This window comes from Marinomonas ushuaiensis DSM 15871 (assembly GCF_000521805.1).
GTDB lineage: Bacteria > Pseudomonadota > Gammaproteobacteria > Pseudomonadales > Marinomonadaceae > Marinomonas > Marinomonas ushuaiensis.
Genome location: NZ_JAMB01000006.1, coordinates 182,849 through 202,384 on the forward strand (window position 1 = coordinate 182,849; position 19,536 = coordinate 202,384).

Sequence of the window (19,536 nt, forward strand, 5' to 3'; positions counted from 1 at the left end):
AAGCTGTAAATTGATCAGTTTTTCACCAATAAATCACTGGTAAAATTCACTTTACTAAGCTAGAATTCGCGCTCTAAATTTAAGCACTCAGTTCCTAACTCTATCATGAGTTTATCGCAACTGACTCTGCACGCTCTTTAACACTTTTAACTGGCAACCTATCGTCTGTATGACGATATGTGCATTTTAATGACACAATAATCGACGGTAAATTATGCAACCTAGAATCAATGTCGCACTTAAGGCAGCTCGCTCTGCTGCAGAATATATAGTTCATTCTCAAGAGAAATTACTTTTTGACAAAGAGCAAGGCCAATCTGCGGAGCATGTTTATGAAACAGTTTGCTCTGGCGCTGAACGCAGCATTGTTTATCATCTAGAAAAAGCTTACCCAGCCGACACCATTACTACCCGTTTACAAGGGTCTGTACAAAAAGGTGAAGAAGGCGAATGGATCATTGATGCCATTCAGGGTCAACATTTGTTCTCACGCGGTCTAACTGGTCACGTCATTACTATGAGCTACCTAGTTGCCGGTAAAGTGGAGCACGCTCTTGTGCTCAACCCTCACACTAAAGACGAATTTTACGCGAGTAAAGGTCGTGGTGCTTACCTAAACAACTCAAGAATCCGTACAGGCACAGCTCGTGGTCTTGAGAACACAACGGTTGCTGCACAATTTCCTGCAACAGAACGCACTCTACCTTACCTAGAAGGTCAGCTAGCCATACTTGCTAACATGGCAGAGCATGGCAGTCGCGTCACTATGCAAGACGCACCTGCTTTGATGCTTTCTAACGTTGCTGCTGGTCGCCTTGATGCCGCTTGGGGATTAAAGTTACAAGCTTGGGAAATGCAAGCACCTCTCTTTATTGCTCAAGAAGCAGGTTGCCTATTTGGTTCATTCGACGGTTCTACAAGCGTAGAGAATGGAGACATACTTTGCGCAAACCCACGCTTGTTCAAAGTGCTATTACCACTTCTTAAGAAACACTTACATCTAGCTTAAGATCTTTTTCTGATCTTGACCTTGATATAAAAAAGCCTCTTTCATTCATTTGAAAGAGGCTTTTTTTTGAGTATTTTTTAAAACAAAGCATCACTCTTGAAAATTAAAAACAAAATCTAGAAAATAAAAACGTAATTACTTAGTGTTTATGATGATTATGCTCATGGTGGTGTTCGTGTACATCTACTTCATTGTTTGCACCTTCACCAAGAAAGTCTTCACCTGGATAAAATAATCCCATGTCCTGACGAATTTCATCCAGCGTCGCCATCAACTCAAGGCTATCTTGCCAGCTGTAATTTGGGCTTTGAATCAAACCTTCTTCAAGGCAACGGTTCACTTCATCCACTTCAAATTGATAACCGTTTCCTGGAAAGTCAAACGCTATGGCGCGCTCTTGATCGTTCGCGGCAACCATGCGACAAGATTTAGCTTTGAACCATTCAGAGTCAATCTCTATATAGCCTTTAGAACCAGATAATATGGCACGATTAGGATTACAAGAAATCAAAGACGCTTCTAATGACGCCAATTGACCACTTTCCCAGCCTAATAATATCTGTTCAAAAATATCCACATCGGTATCACCAATGACCGCTTGGTTTTGTATGAAATCAGGTTTACCGAAGAAGAGTTGTGCGAGAAAAACAGGATAGATACCAATATCTAAGAGCGCACCACCGCCTAATTCAATATTCATTAGACGATGACTAGGATCCGTCGGTGCAAGAAAACTCAAGCTTGCTTGAATACTGTGTAATGTGCCTATTTCACCCTCTTCCACCCACTCAAGCACTTGCTCAATGACAGGATTAAAGCGCGTCCACATAGCTTCCATAACGAAAACATTGTGCTCTAACGCCAAATCATAAAGCTCTTTAGATTGAGTCTCGTTAATCGTAAAAGGCTTCTCACACAACACAGCCTTACCTGCCAAGATACAGGCTTTCACTAAATCATAGTGATAAACATGAGGTGTGGCGATATAAATCGCATCAACTTCATGGCTGTTAATCAAAGAAAAATAGTCAACAAAGGCACATTCGATATCAAACTCAGCTGAAAAATTGTCTGCCGACACTTTATCTCGAGAAGCAACCGCACGAAGTTCACCCGCTTTAACATGACAAAAATCACTCGCAAACAAATGCGCGATTTGACCTGTACCAATAATACCCCAGCGTACTTTCTTCATAGGATTCTCCTCACCATAGATATAATCAAAGCATCAATACTGCTCATTAAGCAGCATTAAAAAACGCGCTAAGTTTGACGTCAAAGAAGATTATAGTCCACTGGCATTTTTCATTCCCATTAAGCCAAGAAAATATTGATTTATAACAGCTATCTTTTGTATCTAAAGCAAAGAACTTAACCTAGCGTGACCGTTTTTTAAAATCACTCTTTTTAAAGGCTTGAAACGGCATAATAAGAATGTCTTTCAGAGAATCAGGCTGGTAGGTTTTTGTTCCCGGAAAACCTATATTTAGATTTTCATCACCTTGAAGCGCCTTCTCTCTTTTGCTTCGAAAAATAGCATCCCAAATACTTAGAAAAAAACCATAATTACTGTTCGTTTCTTCTGAAATCCTTGAATGATGTATTCGATGCATATCTGGCGTGATAACCAAATACTGAACCAAAGACTCAATTTGGCTCGGTAATCTGGCATTCGTGTGATTAAACATAGCGGATGCATTGAGTAGAACATCAAAAATCAAAACGGCCTCAATCGGTATTCCAAGTAACAAAACAGCGATCGCCTTGATAACCAGAGACAGAACAATTTCAATAGGATGAAAACGAATAGCAGAGCTGACATCTAACTCAGGGTCAGAATGATGGACTCGATGAAGACGCCATAGAAAAGGAACGCCATGAAATAACCTGTGCTGCCAATAAATAAGACAGTCTAATAATAAGATGCTGAGTAAAATAACACTCCAATAAGGCAGATCAATATTTTTAAAAAGACCAAAACTTTGGCTAAATAATGCCACCATCGACAGTAAGAAAGGCTGTGTAATACGAACACAAAGAGCCCCAAGCATTAACAAGACAATATTGTGACGCCAACGTTGACGCCATTGCAAAAGAGAGGCTCTTGGGCAGCGCCATTGCCAAATTAACAACAAGGTGAACACAAAAAGGAACACGCTAATGCGCAGAGTGAAATCGATCATACAACAAACAACCTAGATAAAAATTAGCGTCCCCTTCACCAAAATGGATTATCACCTATTGAATCAGTGTTTTACCTTCTCGATTACTGAGATCAAAATGGACTTTCATTTGACCAATAAGTTCCACAAAAACATTGATGTTAACATCATCTAAACTGTGAATAATTAGACAATTATCCCCAAATTTCGTATGTCTTAAACGCTTAGAAAAAGAGTGAAGCGCACCAAGATCCGCAAAGAACACACACAAATTCCCTTCACGAGCAGCAACCCCAAACAACCAGCTGGCATTTTTTTTAAAATAAGGAATCCCTAAATCACCCACCAATTCGGCTTCAGGGGCAACTTCCCTCATAATTTCAATCACTTTTAACAAATCAGCACGCATTATCGGCGCAGTGTTTTGGATATAATGACGAACAAAATCGCTCGTGGGCAACGTCAACATAAGAACCTCTATTAAAACTCGATCCAGCTGACGCAACCCATTAAAAAAATTAACAACTCATGCTAGTTTATATTTTTTAATGCTTTTTCAATACGAATGATAGCGTCATCGAGAGTGGATTTCGGACAACCAAAGTTTAGTCGAACATAGTTAGGATTGCCAAAATCTTTACCATCAGAAACACCAACACCTGCATCTAAGAAAAATTGATTAGGACTTTCAATAGGCAAAGCTGAAGCATCAATCCACGCAAGATAAGTTGCTTCTAAATGAAGCATTTTCAATGGTGTTCCAGCCAATCTATCGACTAAAAAATCACGATTTTTTGCAAGATACGTTAATAATTCTTGATGCCATTCCTGCCCATCTTCATAGGCGGCCAACGCCGCTGTAAGCCCCAGCATGTTTGGCGAAGGAACCAACCCCATACGACTTTGATTAAACGTCTGACGCAGCGCTTCATTTTCAATCACTGCAAAGGCATAACCCAATCCTGCAATGTTAAAGGTTTTACTTGGTGCCATTAATGTAATGGTTCGATTTGCAGCGTCTTTGCTTAAGCTAGCGAAAGGCACATGAGGTAAATCATCCAAAATTAAATCACAGTGAATTTCATCACTCACCACAAGGAGATCATATTTTTCAGCTAAAGTATGGATCGCAAGTAACTCCGCTTTAGTATAAACAGAACCACCTGGGTTATGAGGATTACATAACAAAATCATTTTACTGTTTGATTTAGCACAAGCTGTTTCAAACTGCGCCATATCAGGCGTCCAGCGTCCACCCTGAATCACCATATCAACATGCTCAACTTTGCGTTCAGCCAATAATGGCGCTTTAGTTAGGTGATAATAAACAGGGCCAGGTACAACAATACGATCCCCTTCATTAGAAAAAGCTCGAACACTTAAATGCAAAGCACAAACAAGTCCAGGCAAATGCACCACATTACCTGCCCCAATAGCCCAATCATAACGACGAACAAGATGAGACTGAATTGCCTTAACTAAGGCTTTTGGCGTATGAGTGTAACCAAAAACACCCTCATCAATTCGCTGTGTTAATGCTTCTTTAATACAGGCAGGTGAGTCAAAATCCATATCTGCAACCCACATAGGTATGATGCTCTCAGGATATTTAGACCATTTATCACTGCTCATTTTAGACCGATCAATTAGAGTATCAAACACAGAAAAAGAGGTATTCATTCGGTAAAGCTCCCACTATTAATTTACTTACTTCAATTTAACTAAATAATTAACATAATCCTAGGCTCTCACTCCAGCAGTATCCCGATAAAGGTCATGGAAAGGTCATAATCACACAAGATATTGAAGACGATTTGGAAACAAAAATCCTTATTTATTACCTTCAACTGACACTGTACCTTTAAAAAAAGACGAAAAAATATTTAAAACCTATAAATATAGATACAAATCAATTAGTTATATTAATTAGAGGACTAATATTTAGAATTGTCAAGGGTTGACCTAAATTGCACAATCAGCCTAGTATAGTTTTCATTAAACGGCCGTTTAATAAAAAGAGTAAAAAATGCCAAAAGTTGGAATGCCTGAAATACGTAAACCTCAACTCATTGAGGCCGCAATAAAAGCCATAGACAAATATGGTTTTTCTGGTGCGACCGTTAGCCTAATAGGAAAAAAAGCAGGTGTTTCGCCTGCCATCATAAACCACTACTTTGGCGGTAAAGATGGCCTTTATGAAGAAACGATGAAAAGTTTAATTCGTGAGTTTTTTGAAGTTTTATCCGAAGAAGTCACAAAAACGAAAAACAAGCCTGCTAAAACTAAAGTCATGGCCATTGTAAAAGCCAGTTTTAGCCAATCCCAAACTCATCCTCAAGTTGTCAAAGCATGGATGGGGTTTTGGGCATCAGCAATGCACACGCCTTCACTGTATCGATTACAGAACGTCTACTCTGAACGATTAAAAACATCGTTAGTGTGTGTATTAAAAGAAGAATTCGAGATTAAGCAAGCCCGTAACATCGCCTTAACCATGGCGGCACTCATTGATGGAATGTGGTTACGAGGTTCATTAGCTGGCGGCATTAATAAAAAAGAATCTGCCCAGCAAATACAGGATTACTTAGATTTAGTGTTCAACAATAAAGAGGATAAAGTATGTTAAACAAGGCAAAGAAAACCGCAATCGCCATAAGTATGGCAAGTATTTCTGGTTTAACCATGGCAGCAAATTGTTCAACAGTGCGATTTTCTGATGTAGGTTGGACCGACATTACTGCAACAACAGCCGTAACAAGTGCAATTGTTGAAGGCCTTGGCTACAAAACCAAAACACAACTATTGTCTGTTCCTGTTACTTACACATCTCTTGCTAATGGCGATATTGATGTATTTTTGGGTAACTGGATGCCGACTATGCAAGCGGATATCGAACCCTACCTGAAAGCAGGCACTGTTGAAGATTTAGGCCCTAACCTAGTAGGCGCAAAATACACAATCGCTGTTAGCAAAAACGCTTTCGACGCTGGTGTTACGGATTTCTCTGATATTGCAAAACACCGCAAAGAATTTTCTGGTCGCATTTATGGCATCGAACCTGGCAATGATGGCAACCGTATTATCCAAGACATGATCGATTCAAATGCATTCGGATTAGGTGATTTCCAAGTGGTTGAATCAAGCGAAGCCGGTATGCTTTCACAAGTAAGCCGCAACACTCGCCGCGACAAGTGGATCGCTTTCCTTGGCTGGGCTCCACATCCAATGAACGCAAACTTTGAAATGGAATACTTGTCTGGTGGTGATGATTTCTTCGGCCCTGATTTTGGTGGCGCGAATGTACATACCAACATCCGCAAAGACTACATACAAGAATGCCCTAACGTTGGTAAGTTATTGACTAACCTGACCTTCTCTCTTCCTATGGAAAATGAAATCATGGGCGCGATTCTTGATGATGGCAAGAAGCCAGACCTTGCTGCTAAAACATGGTTGAAAGCGAATCCTGAAGTGCTTGATGCATGGCTAAGTGGCGTGACAACTAAATCTGGTGACAACGGCCTTAGTGCTGTGAAATCACATCTAGAGCTTTAATACTAGAACGCACCCTTGGTGATACACATCACTTAGGGTGCATTATTATAATATTGAGAGAATGCATATATGAATTGGCTGACGGATAATAAAATCCCTCTTGGCGCTTGGATGGAAAATTTTGTCGATTGGCTAGTGATTGCAGCTTCCGGTTTTTTTGATCTAATCTCTATTGTTTTAGAAACTATGATTGTTTCTATGGTCGACATGATTGAGTCGGCTCACCCTCTTGTTGTTATCGGCATTATTTTAGTAGGTGTTTGGTTTCTCCATCGCAGCATTGGTTTGTTGGTTTTCATTACTGCTGCCCTGCTATTTATTATTAATATGGGTTATTGGGTAGAAACAATCCAAACGCTGGTTCTTGTGGTTTCTGCCACCACGATCAGTGTACTTATTGGCGTACCTATTGGTATTGCGGCAGCGCATCGCCCTTGGTTATACACAATGCTGCGTCCGATATTAGATTTGATGCAAACCATCCCAACATTTGTTTACCTCATTCCAACTCTGATTCTATTTGGCTTGGGTTATGTCCCCGGTCTGATATCTACTATTATTTTCGCCATTGCCGCTCCAATACGTTTAACTTATTTGGGTGTTAGTAAAGTACCTAATGAATTACTTGAAGCGGGTTTAGCATTCGGTTGCACCAAATCAAAACTACTCTACAAAGTTGAATTACCTGCGGCAATGCCAAACATCATGGCGGGTGTGACTCAATGTATTATGTTGTCTTTATCAATGGTGGTTATTGCTGCGCTTGTTGGTGCTGATGGCCTAGGAAAACCCGTTGTACGAGCCTTAAACACAGTAAATATTTCTCAAGGTTTTGAAGCAGGCATCGCCATTGTACTGGTTGCCATCATGCTAGATCGTATTTGTAAGTCGCCATCCGCGAAGAGTGAAGGATAAATTATGGCTGTTGTAACAATTGAAAATGTAGACATCGTCTTTGGTGACAATAAAGCCCAAACACTTCCTCTAATGGACAAAGGTCACAGCCGAGATGAAATCATTGGCATGACTGGCGACGTGGTTGGTGTACAAAACGCCAGCATTGAAGTAAACGAAGGCGAAATTTGCGTCTTAATGGGTTTATCTGGATCAGGTAAATCTACCCTACTTCGTGCCGTCAATGGCTTAAACAAAATCGCTCGTGGCCGCTGCCTAGTCAGAGACGGCGATAATATGGTCGATATGGCAAAATGTGACGATGCCACTTTACGTCATATGCGTACCCATCGAGTATCTATGGTGTTTCAAAGCTTCGCATTAATGCCTTGGTTAACGGTGTTAGAAAACGTGGCGTTTGGTTTGGAAATGCAAGGCATGCCTAAAACAGAACGCCTGATAAAAGCACGTGAACAACTCAAAATGGTTAGCCTAGATCAATGGGCGGACAAAAAACCGGACGAGTTATCTGGTGGTATGCGTCAACGAGTTGGCCTTGCTCGTGCTTTTGCTATGGACACAGATGTATTACTAATGGATGAGCCTTTCTCAGCACTTGATCCATTGATTCGTACTCAGCTACAAGACGAACTGATTGAGCTGCAAAGGCGTTTAAATAAAACCATTATTTTCGTCAGCCATGACTTAGACGAAGCGCTGAAAATCGGTACTAAAATCGCCATAATGGAATCGGCAAAAATCATTCAAGAAGATACGCCTGAACAAATCGTTTTGAACCCTGCGACAGAATACGTTGAAAATTTTGTTGCTCACACGAACCCACTCAATGTCTTACTTGGTAATTCATTGATGACACCATTGTCGGAGCTTGCCATACAAAACGACAAAGTGATTATGGAAAATGGAATGTGGCTTGAATTAACCGATGAAAAACTCACATCGGTACAAAACCTTGAAGGTGAAGTCCCAACGGTTTCTTGGACACCGAATATGGTTTTAGACAACATTCCAAACAACGCAATTTTTATTGTGCCAGCTAATATCGCCATGCGCGACGCTGTCAATATTCGTTACCATTCCAAACATTTTATGGTGTTGGAAGAGAATGAAAAATGCGTAGGCATCTTAAATGATCACAATTTTTATCATGCATTACTTGGTAAGCATTTTGGACGAGACACTAACGCAGCATAATTAAAAAACATCACGAAACGATAATCTGTAATACCTAAAAGCGAACTTTTAGGTATTACCATATTTTTAAGCTTATTCAGGTTTCTTTAAAAAAGACGCGATACCTTTCATTAGTTGTAGAGAATAAATTTCATTAACCCCTAAAGTGTCACGAGCTTCTTTTGCTTGTTGAGCGGTTAACTGCTGGCCGTCATATAAATTAATCAGTTCTTTTTCATACTCCTCTGAAAACTCAGGATGCCCTTGAAAGGTCAGAATATGATCATCATAAATAAGCCCCGCATTTTGACAAAAATCAGAACGTAAAATCACCCGCGCACGCTCTGGTTTTTCAACGACTTGATCCTGATGAAATGCGCACAGAGCAATACTCTGATTGTTTGCCAACATAGGCAAAGATTCATCTATCTGATACTGATGAACACCAACGCCCCAGCCACCTTCAAATTTTTCAACGCGTCCACCAAGTGCTCGAGCAATGATCTGGTGACCAAAACAAATACCAACAAGCGGCCGTTTTAATTGATCAATATCTTTAATCACTTCACACAACCGCAAAATCCATGCTTCATCTGCATAAGCATCAGATTTAGAACCCGTAATTAACCAAGCATCGCACTCTGTTACAGACTCAGGAAAAAAACCTAAACGTACATCATAAGTGGTAAATGTAAAACTTTGATCGATGACCGCTAATTGTTCAAGGAACATATCTGCATAGGTTGGAAAACTGGCCAATAATAAATCCGGTGTAATACCAGCCGCTAAAATACCTATTTTCATTTATCTGTCCTTGTTGATGTTGTTAAATCATGTTTTAGACACTCGCCTACCAAAAATACAACCTCCTTGATAGATGGAGTATTTATATCACAATAAATCCGATTTTAAGTTCCAAAATAAGAGTAAATTAAGTCTGTTTTTCCAATCAATATAGAAACACCAAATTGACTAGATAAACGTGTTTTTCTTTACTATTTTTCAACTCGTCGATTAGTGATTGCATTCAGAATTTCAATCGGTATAGTCTGCCGAAATAATGACCAATTCGAACTTTTTCGCATTTCATTTTTAATACGCAGCTAGCTCAAAGGATATTGCATGTTAAAACAAACCCTGTTGCCTATCTGGAGCTTGCTCTTTGGTATTGCCATCTTAACCATGGCAAGTGCCTTACAAAGTTCTTTGATCGGTATTCGAGCCTCTATAGAAGACTTCAATACGACTGCCACAGGTTTGATCATGTCGTCTTATTACCTTGGCTTTGTTATTGGCTCTTTAGTGGTTCCAAACTGGGTTAAGAATGTGGGACACATTCGAGTCTTTGCGGCGGTTGCATCTTTGGCTTCTATCACGATTCTTATGCAGTCAGTGGTCGTTAATCCATGGTTTTGGATGTTGATGCGAATGGGGACCGGCTTATGTTACGCCGGTCTATTTATTGTCACTGAAAGTTGGTTAAACGATATCGCGACGAACAAAACTCGCGGCCGTTTATTTTCCATTTATATTATCGAAATATGGGCCAGCCAAACTCTAGGCCAATTTTTACTAAACCTTTCACCGCCTAGCGGCTATGGTTTGTTTATTTTGACATCTGTTTTGATTTCACTGGCACTTGTTCCATTACTGCTGGTACGTACGCCATCGCCTACCATCAACATTCCTGAAAAACTCAACATCCTGAGTTTAGTAAAAACCGCCCCCCTCGGTGTCACAGGTGTCACCATTGCGGGGATAACCTCTGGTGCTTTATTGGGACTTGGGGCGCTTTACGCCAAAAGTATTGGCATGAACGTGGCTGAAATTTCACTTTTTATTGGCGCCAGTTATGTGGGGGGAATGTTATTACAATGGCCAATAGGTAAGCTTTCTGATCGACAAGATCGTCGAGTCACCATTCTTTGGGTGGGGATTGTTGGTGCTATTTCTGCGTTTATCGTTCCACTTGGCAATGGTTTAGACAGTGAAATACTAATGATGGCGGGCATGTTTGCCGTTGGTGCTTTTACTTTCCCTATGTATTCTTTGGCTTCTTCCCATATCAATGACCAATTACGCCCTGAGCAAATCCTTTCTGCTAGTAGCGGCATGATATTACTCAATGGTGTCGGAGGTATCATTGGCCCGCTTGCTGCAGCCGCATTCATGGATACAATTCGAGTCGATGCTTTATTCTGGTTTGTTGCTGCACTGAATGCCAGTGTTGCTATCGTTGCCTTATACCGAATCAACTACCAGCCAGCGATGGTCATCGAAGATCAGGGCGACCAAATTCCTGTGGCATTAACAGTCTCTTCTGTCGCCACTGCAGAAATGTTGGTAGACGCTGACTCGTCTATCGCACCGGTTGAAGAAAGCCATGAGGTTGAAATCAAACTCTAGCTTTCTTCTTTACATCACTATCACCACACAGTGTTTATTCACTTAGGATAAAGGCTGTGTGGCAATTTTAAGCGCGATACCCCAAATCAAAATGGCATTAATACGATTAAACCAACGCCAAAACACCGCCTTTTCTAACCACTTTGCACACAAGCGGCCAATAAACGCCAAAGATAAAAACCAGACAATAGACGACAACACACCACCTAATACAAATTGCCATTTTTCACCTTGCCATTGGTTCGCCAAACTCCCCATCAAAACCATTGTGTCTAAATAAAAGTGTGGATTAAGCCAAGTCACGGCAAAACCCATTAAAAATAACGGCCAAATCGCAAGACGCTTAGTGTACTGCTCTAAAATCAAATGCTCCTCCTGAAATGAGGAACGCCATTTACCTAATGCAAACCACACAAGAAACGCCACACCTGCCCAACGAGAAACAGCCAGCAGCCAATCATGACCCTGCAGAATCAACCCTATACCAAATGCCCCTAAAGTCATCGACAAGGCATCACTCAAGATGAACAACAAAGCAATTGGCAAGGCATAATGCCGCTTTAATGCTTGCTCCAATAAAAAACTGTTCTGTGCACCTACCGCAACAATCAAACCGCCGCCTGTAATGGCTCCACTCATCAACGCCAACATAATGTTCTCCGTTTGTTTGGCTTGATCTTACGGTATCAAAACATTAAATTATAATTAATAAAAATTAACTTACATTAGATTTTTTAATACTCACTTATTGGATGAAAATGTTTGATTACAAAGCACTAACCAGCTTACATGCCGTATTGAGGTTCCAAAGTTTTGACAAAGCCGCCGAATACTTACACCTCACACAATCTGCAATATCGCAAAACATCAAACGTCTTGAACAAGAATGTGGACAACCTTTATTAATCCGTTCACGGCCTGTTGTTTCAACGCCACTGGGTGAGAAAATGCTAGCTCACTTTAATAAAGTGATGTTGTTAGAAGAAGGATTACAAGAGTCGATTCAAGGGCAAACATCGAATCATCCTCTAAGCATTGCGGTGAATAACGATGTATTAGCGACTTGGTTTACGTCTGTTATTCGTAACTTCTCTGCAACGGACAAAACAAAACTACACATAAAAGCCGCTGACCAAACAAAGACCCGTAGTTTATTACAGACAGGCGAAGTAATCGCTTGCATCAGCCAAACAGGAACACCTGTTTCCGGTGGTGATTCAATGTTTCTTGGTTATATGCAGTATGAATTAGTCGCCACACCAGACTTTATCAAAACACATTTAAGAGGTGATTTAAGTACTGCCAGCGTTTCAAAACTCCCCTCTCTTACCTATGACGAACATGATGAACTTTGGAATCGCTACCAAGAGGAATGTTTAAAGGTAACAGCAGATACTCGTAACAGTCATTGGTATCCATCTTCTCATGGTTTTGTTGAATTGGTAATGAGTGGCACAGTCTGTGCTTTGATTCCTAGAATTCAAATTAAAGAGCAGCTAAAAAATAAGAAACTGATCTCTCTATTTCCTGACAAGCCACTGACAGTCCCATTGTATTGGCACTGGTACAAATTAAACGCCCCTGTATTAGATCGATTAACAAGGGTAATATTAACTGTCACGAAAGATGAACTATAATACAGTCGTCTATTTAAAACTGATTCACTTAAACTGGCTGACGATACATTATTTCTAGACAGCCACTTTATAACGTTATTATTCATTAAGGAAAATTTATGATTCGCAAATGTCTATTCCCTGTTGCTGGCTATGGTACCCGTTTTTTACCAGCCACTAAGTCTATGCCAAAAGAGATGCTTCCGATCGTAAACAAACCTTTGGTTCAATACGGTGTAGAAGAAGCTGAAAAAGCAGGTCTTAACAATGTGACCTTCGTAACAGGTCGAGGTAAACGTGCCATTGCCGATCATTTTGATATTAGTTACGAGCTAGAACATCAAATTTCTGGCACGAACAAAGAACAATACCTAGAAAGCATTCGCCACCTAATGGACAATGTCAATTTCTCATACATACGTCAAAACAACATGCTTGGTTTAGGTCACGCTATTCTAACCAGTGAACAAATTATTGGCGACGAAGCGTTTGGCGTTGTCTTAGCCGACGACCTTTGCTTCGGTGAAGAAGACGGCGATGGCGTTATGGCGCAAATGGTAAAATTGTACAATCAATTTCGTTGCACCATTGTCGCTATAGAAGAAGTACCAGAAGACGAAGTGCACAAATATGGTGTGATAAAAGGCGAAACCATGAATAACGGTTTATATCGTGTCACTGACATGGTCGAGAAACCAAGTAAAGAAGAAGCGCCTTCAAATCTAGCCATCATTGGTCGTTACATTCTTACGCCAGATATCTTTGACAAAATCCGCAACACGCCACCAGGTCGTAACGGTGAAGTTCAAATCACCGATGCCATCATGCAACAAGCCAAAGAAGGTTGTGTATTAGCGTATAAATTTAAAGGTAAACGATTTGATTGCGGCAGTGTAGATGGGTTTGTTGAAGCAACAAATTATTGCTATGAGAACATTTACAAAGAAATTTAATTTCTTACACTAAATTGCCATAAGTACAAAAAACCACGCACCTATTGAAAGGGTCTCTTCAACAGATGTGTGGTTTTTTTATGTCTAATTTTCGTAAATGGACAACTGTTTTTTTAAGACAAATACAACTGACTTAACCAAACACTGACTGGCACAGTTAATACTGACATCAAAGTCTGCATTGTGATGTAAGCCGACATTCTATCTGTGTCTCCGCCAAGCTGACGAGCTAACGCATAGGCAGATGTTGCTGTTGGTACCACGCCAAACAATACAGCGACCAATGCAGGTAGACCACGAACATCCAACCACCAGCACATAACCCCAATTACCAGAGGAAACATCACAAAGCGCGCAATCGAAGATAAGACAAACGTCATACCAACAGAACGGATAGCTTCTAATCGAACGCTGGCTCCTACGGCTAACAAGACCAACGGCAAGGCAGACTGAGACAACATGCCAACCACGTCAGAAATTAAAATAATTGGAGTAAATCCTAGTAAATTCAGACTGCTTCCCAACACAATGGAGACAATCAAAGGGTTACGAATCAAGGCGCCACTCAGCAACCTAGGCAAGGTTACTACCACACCATTATTTGCCGGAGGGCGATGCATCAACACCATAGACAACACCAAGAACACATTAACCGAAGGAATTAATACAGACGCCCCCAGCGCCGCTAACACCAAACCTTCGTCGCCATATAAACTGCCAGCCAGTGCCAAAACAATAAAGGTATTAAAGCGCACACCAGCTTGCAGCATCGAGGACGCGGTCGGCGGAACTACCTTCAAAAACCACGCACTGATAAACACAAAAATAGCCGTGATAAGCAAAGCGAACAAAAGAATAAAGGCATACTTCGGTAACATAGGGTTTGAGAAATCAATTTGCGATGTTTTATGGAATAACAAAGCAGGAAACAACACCCAATAAGCCAGTTTATCTACGCCGGGCCAAAAGCCGTCCATAGGAAAACGAAAACGCTGGCATACGGCACCAGCTACCAATAAGAGAAAGACTGGCAATACAGAAAGAGAAAGAGAAAACACAAACACTCCTTATGTCGTCATAAACAACGTTAAATACAAGGCTTCAAATTTTTTGGAATACATACAAATCAAAGCCATCACACTGAAGCAGGAATAAGCTGCCAATCTTGCTGACTCAAACAATCAACAAACCAAGACAAGCCTCGACCAGGGCTGTCCTTTCGCCATGCTAAATAGGCCGTAATATTAGGTCTTGGAAACTCACATTGCCTCGTGACCAAACGGCCCGAATTTAATTCATCCATGATTCGATGTTTAGGTAAATACCCTACCCCTAAGCCTAAACATTGCGCCTGTATTTTGCTGCGCATGGTTTCCACTCTCAGTACCTGACGGCTTTCAAAAATGCCGATATTTCGAGCGGGCAATTTTTTTGAACTATCAGCAACGACAATCGCAGGATATTGTCGTAATTGTGCTGCGGTAACAACCCCTTCAACCAATGCCAAAGGGTGTGTAGGAGCAACAGCAAACACAAATTCTAACTCGCCAATCGCTCGAGTATAGAAATTTCCTTTTGGTAATTCACCCGTGACGCCGATCACCAAATCGACACGATCATCTTGTAAAGCATCCCAACCACCGCCGACTGATTCTTCAGACAACGTTAATTCAACAGGACGATTTTGCACTAAAAAATCACCCACCACCTCCATTAAAGGCGATTCGAGCAACACGGTATCACGGGCAATTCTCAGCTTAGGCTCCCAGCCTGACTCGAATTGCTTGATTGAATCTTCCAACCGTATGGTAGCATCCAGAATCGCTCGCCCCTGTTCTAGCACCAAATGACCAGCTGGGGTTAATACGGCTCTTTGACGTGAACGATCAAATAAAGGCACACCCAAATCATCTTCCAATTTTTTGACTGTGTAAGTCAGCGCCGATGGCACTTTAAACAAAGCCTCTGCAGCAGCTGCAAAACTGCCCAGCTTATGAATCGCCTCCAGTACTCGTAGTGCTTCTAACGTAACGGCATGAGCCATGGAATAACCTTTATTCAATTTTTTTGAAATAATATCTCAAAATCTTCCGATTTTCTTTCTTTTCTCAAGCTCATACACTGAATTTATCAAGAATAAATCATCAAGATTTTTAGAGAAACTGGAGGCATTATGATCACTCTTCGTCACGCTCAAGACCGTGGACACGCAAATTTCGGTTGGTTAAACAGCCATCATAGCTTTTCGTTTGGTAATTACTATGACCCTCAACAAATGGGATTTTCACATCTACGCGTGATTAATGATGACACAGTATCACCTGACTCTGGCTTTGAAACCCACGGTCACAAAGACATGGAAATTATCAGTTTGGTATTAGAAGGTAGAATTGCTCACAAAGACAGTGCAGGTAATATTAAAGAATTACCCGTCGGTGAATATCAACTAATGTCAGCAGGTAAAGGCATTTTCCATAGTGAATTTAATGCGTCAAAAACAGACCCGCTTAAGTTTCTACAAATATGGATACAACCCAATGAACTAGGCGGAACACCAGGTTATCAACAAAAAGCGTTTGGAGAGGAACAAGGTTTTACCACCGTAATAACGCCAGATGGAAAAAATGGTAGCTTGCAAGTTAAGCAAGATATGCAGCTCATTCAATTAATATTAGAAAACGAAACAGAAACCACCTGGCAAGCAGACAAAAAACGTCACTATTATATTCAAGTTATTGAAGGCGAATTATCTCTAGATAATGGCGTGATAGTAAAGGCAGGTGACGGGGCGAAAATAGAAGGCCAAGATAAGATTCATTTCAAAAAAATTAGCGAAGTGCGTAGTAAAGCGCTGCTATTTGACCTTGTCTGATAAGTACCTAGTCGTTGACTGTGTCTTTCTAAAATGAAGCTCTCTGAACCAATGTGTAGAGGACAAAGTGTTAAAAAATTAACCCTTTGCCCACTACTCAACACCGCAGGTAAACGAAGTTCAGCGCCTAATACTTCAGGAAAAAATAACTTCACGTGCGCTTCCGATACTAACGGATGAAAAAGGTTTAATTTTTCACAATAAACTGCTACACCACATGCAACCAGATTTCGAGCGATTACTAAACTGCCTTGATAACGAAACACAACTGGAAGACCGATCAGTCTATTAAGGCATTTTTAAGCCGACTTGGTCAGCGAATACTATTCGCAACGACCTGCAAAAAACTACAAAGAGAACATTATCGACAATCATACCCTTCAGGCATTTCGACGCGAAAACTTTCTTCTACAAGATCCTCAAAATTCAATTTTTCAAAGACTTGATCTGTCAAAAAATCAAAATTCTTCCATTTTGAACATCCCTCATTTGGGGTTCTCATGACAATATCAAATACTAAATCGTCATCCGATTTGATTATTTTCATTTGAACAACATTGTATTCAACCGACCTTGTCACTTCCTTAAATCCAGACAGCCTTCTTTGCGTCTGATGATGTGTTCTACAATGCGTAGTGCCTGAAGCACTATCCTGTTTTTTTCGCCTACAGGATGTAATAGTGCCCGTTACCCTATCCCTGAATATAGGCGTTTTATACACTAGGTTATCCGTCTCACTTCTATAATCGAAAACAAGATAGAAATCATACTTTTCAATTGAACTGGAAGCGTTAACAAACCCTTCATCAAGCATATTCTCGACGATACGGTTGAGATATCTTTTATTGGTTAACACATCTCCTTTTATTTCTGGTTTTACTAGAATCAAAGCGTCTTTAGGAATCCCTACACTTGGATCAACATTACTGTAGAGACCAACTTGCTTTGTGTTTTGAGCGCAACCAGATAACAAAGTCACGACAAGCAACAAACTTACTTTTATATGTTTCATAACTCTTCCTTACAAAGACGTTATCCACCATGTAGCGAACAGAGCAAAGACAAGACAAAAATAGCCTAGAAAAGCAGAGTTTATAGATTATAAATAGCCATTTCGAGCCTGTTTTTCACAAAGTCTTTGTAATGATCAAGTCATCGTAAAATGCAATCTCACCCTGAAATACACATTAAGCCACTTTGGTAGCGGTGAATGGTTTAATGACTTGACGGTTACGTATTGAGTTAAGAGTGAAACTGTTTAACCCTGCTTCCGTTTTAAACCTATCGAATTCGATGAATTTAAAATTTGGGTTATTCAATTGCTCCCATATTCCTAAAAATTAAATGGTATTGCGATTACGCAGCCAGTTTCTGATAAGGTCATCTGTGCGATCACTGTTTTTTATAACGTGCTATATAGGTTAGCCGATATTAATCAGTACCCTAATTTAGAGTCTTTACGAATGTAGCGTAACTTCACTCAGCCCCCAAGTGAATATTCAACGTATTAGCAAATATGCCCATTGTATTTTGCGTCAAATACGGCAAAATAAAACTGTGATTTAGATTATTCCCACTCTATACACTGTTTAATAAAAAGGACTCTGAAATATCATGTTCAAGCATCTTCAAGTCGTTCCTGGCGACCCTCTTTTAGCGCTTATTGTTGCCCATCAACAAGACCCAAATCCTAAGAAAATTGATTTAGGGGTTGGTGTTTATAAAGACGACAATGGCCATACTCCTATTTTAAACAGTGTAAAAAAAGCCGAAGCAATTTTGCTTGAGCAAGAAAACTCTAAAAGCTATTTGGGTATTTACGGTGCGACAGAATTTGAGTCCGTCATCAAGGATCTTCTTTTTGGTGAAAACAACTCGTTAATTCAATCTGGTCGTGTTCGTTCTACACAAACACCTGGTGGTACTGGTGCGTTGAAAGTGGCGGCTGATTTTATTAGTGCCAACCTAAAAGACGCTCGACTATGGGTAAGTGATCCAACATGGGGTAACCATAAGTCAATTTTTGATTCTGCTGGCGTAGACGTTCTTGATTACCCTTATTACGACCCAACAACAAACGGTCTTCGTTTTGACGATATGATGGCAAAATTGGAAGCCGAAGCAAAAGAAGGCGATGTATTATTGGTACATGCCTGCTGTCACAATCCAACAGGTATCGATCTACAATTTGATCATTGGAAAGTCCTTACTGATTTTGTGATCAAGCGCGGTCTTTTACCTTTAGTTGATGCGGCTTACCAAGGCTTTGGTGATGGTTTAGATGAAGATCTCGCTGGCTTACGTCATATGGCGGCGAACGTACAAGATATGTTGATTGCCAACTCTTTCTCGAAAAACTTTGGTATTTATCGTGAACGCTGTGGCGGCTTAAGCGTTATTGCAGCTTCTGCAGATGAAGCCAATGCGGCTTTTTCCATTATTGGCCAAGCGATCCGTGCAAACTACTCTATGCCACCAGCTCACGGTGCTGCAGTTGTTTATACTATTATGAGCAACCCAGAGCTAAAAGCTGAATGGGAACTTGAAGTGACGGCAATGCGTGATCGTATCAATGGTCTACGTGAGAAGTTGGTTAATAAACTAGCAGTCTCTGGTGTCAGTAAAGACTTTTCCTTCATCAAAGATCAGCGAGGTATGTTTTCTTACTCGGGTTTAACGCTTGAGCAAGTTCGTACACTGCGCAACGAATATTCAATCTATATTGCAGATACTGGCCGTATGAGCATTGCTGGCGTAAGTGATAAGAACATTGATTACCTTTGCGAGAGTATTGCAAAAGTCGTTGGTTAATCACTGTTGAGCAGACCAAAAAAACCGTGATTTGTTAAATCTGAAGTGACCCCATAAAGTTGGA

19 protein-coding genes are annotated in these 19,536 nt (G+C 40.6%); 10 read left to right on the forward strand and 9 right to left on the reverse strand.

Annotation, left to right across the window (positions count from 1 at the left end):
* The first annotated feature begins 214 nt into the window (after window positions 1-214).
* Entirely contained in the window at window positions 215-1,009 is a 795-nt protein-coding gene (locus MUS1_RS08750; RefSeq protein ID WP_036161384.1) for an inositol monophosphatase family protein, read from the forward strand.
* 139 nt (window positions 1,010-1,148) lie between these two features.
* On the opposite strand, the gene MUS1_RS08755 is transcribed toward MUS1_RS08750, so the two are convergent.
* The 4 genes from MUS1_RS08755 to MUS1_RS08770 all read right to left on the reverse strand — a co-directional run bounded on the left by MUS1_RS08755 (window position 1,149) and on the right by MUS1_RS08770 (window position 4,851).
* Window positions 1,149-2,204 (reverse strand): Gfo/Idh/MocA family protein, encoded by a 1,056-nt coding sequence (locus MUS1_RS08755; protein WP_036161386.1) that lies wholly within the window; start codon window positions 2,202-2,204, stop codon window positions 1,149-1,151.
* 181 nt (window positions 2,205-2,385) lie between these two features.
* Entirely contained in the window at window positions 2,386-3,192 is an 807-nt protein-coding gene (locus tag MUS1_RS08760) for a sterol desaturase family protein (protein ID WP_036161389.1), read from the reverse strand.
* Window positions 3,193-3,247: 55 nt separating this feature from the next.
* The gene (locus MUS1_RS08765; RefSeq protein ID WP_036161391.1) at window positions 3,248-3,640 is read right to left on the reverse strand and encodes a DUF1801 domain-containing protein; all 393 of its coding nucleotides are present in this window, start codon (window positions 3,638-3,640) and stop codon (window positions 3,248-3,250) included.
* 62 nt (window positions 3,641-3,702) lie between these two features.
* Window positions 3,703-4,851 (reverse strand): MalY/PatB family protein, encoded by a 1,149-nt coding sequence (locus MUS1_RS08770; protein WP_036161394.1) that lies wholly within the window; start codon window positions 4,849-4,851, stop codon window positions 3,703-3,705.
* A gap of 346 nt (window positions 4,852-5,197) precedes the next feature.
* Between MUS1_RS08770 and betI the strand changes: the two genes are divergently transcribed.
* The 4 genes from betI to choV all read left to right on the forward strand — a co-directional run bounded on the left by betI (window position 5,198) and on the right by choV (window position 8,835).
* Window positions 5,198-5,797 (forward strand): transcriptional regulator BetI, encoded by a 600-nt coding sequence (gene betI / locus MUS1_RS08775; protein WP_036161397.1) that lies wholly within the window; start codon window positions 5,198-5,200, stop codon window positions 5,795-5,797.
* A complete protein-coding gene (locus MUS1_RS08780; RefSeq protein WP_036161399.1) occupies window positions 5,791-6,726 on the forward strand; it encodes a choline ABC transporter substrate-binding protein in 936 nt (311 codons plus the stop codon). Before betI ends, MUS1_RS08780 begins: the two co-directional genes overlap by 7 nt.
* 69 nt (window positions 6,727-6,795) lie before the next feature.
* Entirely contained in the window at window positions 6,796-7,641 is an 846-nt protein-coding gene (choW, locus tag MUS1_RS08785; RefSeq protein ID WP_036161401.1) for a choline ABC transporter permease subunit, read from the forward strand.
* Between the two features lie 3 nt (window positions 7,642-7,644).
* Window positions 7,645-8,835, forward strand: coding sequence for a choline ABC transporter ATP-binding protein (gene choV, locus MUS1_RS08790; RefSeq protein WP_036161403.1), 1,191 nt, complete (start codon window positions 7,645-7,647; stop codon window positions 8,833-8,835).
* Between the two features lie 72 nt (window positions 8,836-8,907).
* On the opposite strand, the gene MUS1_RS08795 is transcribed toward choV, so the two are convergent.
* Entirely contained in the window at window positions 8,908-9,618 is a 711-nt protein-coding gene (locus MUS1_RS08795) for a glutamine amidotransferase-related protein (RefSeq protein WP_036161406.1), read from the reverse strand.
* A 318-nt stretch (window positions 9,619-9,936) separates the two neighbouring features.
* Between MUS1_RS08795 and MUS1_RS08800 the strand changes: the two genes are divergently transcribed.
* A complete protein-coding gene (locus MUS1_RS08800; RefSeq protein WP_036161409.1) occupies window positions 9,937-11,220 on the forward strand; it encodes an MFS transporter in 1,284 nt (427 codons plus the stop codon).
* 42 nt (window positions 11,221-11,262) lie between these two features.
* Here the strand turns inward: MUS1_RS08800 and MUS1_RS08805 are convergent, their stop codons facing one another.
* Window positions 11,263-11,871, reverse strand: a complete 609-nt coding sequence (locus MUS1_RS08805; RefSeq protein ID WP_051436185.1) for a LysE/ArgO family amino acid transporter — start codon at window positions 11,869-11,871, stop codon at window positions 11,263-11,265.
* 107 nt (window positions 11,872-11,978) lie between these two features.
* On the opposite strand from MUS1_RS08805, the gene MUS1_RS08810 reads away from it, so the two are divergent.
* Entirely contained in the window at window positions 11,979-12,857 is an 879-nt protein-coding gene (locus tag MUS1_RS08810) for an ArgP/LysG family DNA-binding transcriptional regulator (protein ID WP_036161413.1), read from the forward strand.
* 98 nt (window positions 12,858-12,955) lie between these two features.
* Entirely contained in the window at window positions 12,956-13,789 is an 834-nt protein-coding gene (gene galU, locus MUS1_RS08815) for a UTP--glucose-1-phosphate uridylyltransferase GalU (protein WP_036161416.1), read from the forward strand.
* 113 nt (window positions 13,790-13,902) lie between these two features.
* Here galU and MUS1_RS08820 read toward each other — a convergent pair whose 3' ends face one another.
* Both MUS1_RS08820 and MUS1_RS08825 read right to left on the reverse strand, forming a co-directional pair.
* Window positions 13,903-14,847, reverse strand: coding sequence for an AEC family transporter (locus MUS1_RS08820; RefSeq protein WP_036161420.1), 945 nt, complete (start codon window positions 14,845-14,847; stop codon window positions 13,903-13,905).
* A 77-nt stretch (window positions 14,848-14,924) separates the two neighbouring features.
* Window positions 14,925-15,833, reverse strand: coding sequence for a LysR family transcriptional regulator (locus MUS1_RS08825; protein WP_036161422.1), 909 nt, complete (start codon window positions 15,831-15,833; stop codon window positions 14,925-14,927).
* A 129-nt stretch (window positions 15,834-15,962) separates the two neighbouring features.
* Between MUS1_RS08825 and MUS1_RS08830 the strand changes: the two genes are divergently transcribed.
* The gene (locus tag MUS1_RS08830) at window positions 15,963-16,661 is read left to right on the forward strand and encodes a pirin family protein (RefSeq protein ID WP_036161425.1); all 699 of its coding nucleotides are present in this window, start codon (window positions 15,963-15,965) and stop codon (window positions 16,659-16,661) included.
* 361 nt (window positions 16,662-17,022) lie between these two features.
* Here the strand turns inward: MUS1_RS08830 and MUS1_RS08835 are convergent, their stop codons facing one another.
* Entirely contained in the window at window positions 17,023-17,673 is a 651-nt protein-coding gene (locus MUS1_RS08835; RefSeq protein ID WP_036161428.1) for a hypothetical protein, read from the reverse strand.
* A gap of 602 nt (window positions 17,674-18,275) precedes the next feature.
* Here MUS1_RS08835 and MUS1_RS08840 point away from each other — a divergent pair.
* Complete coding sequence (locus tag MUS1_RS08840; protein ID WP_036161431.1) at window positions 18,276-19,472, forward strand: amino acid aminotransferase; 1,197 nt, start codon at window positions 18,276-18,278, stop codon at window positions 19,470-19,472.
* The last annotated feature ends 64 nt before the right edge of the window (window positions 19,473-19,536 follow it).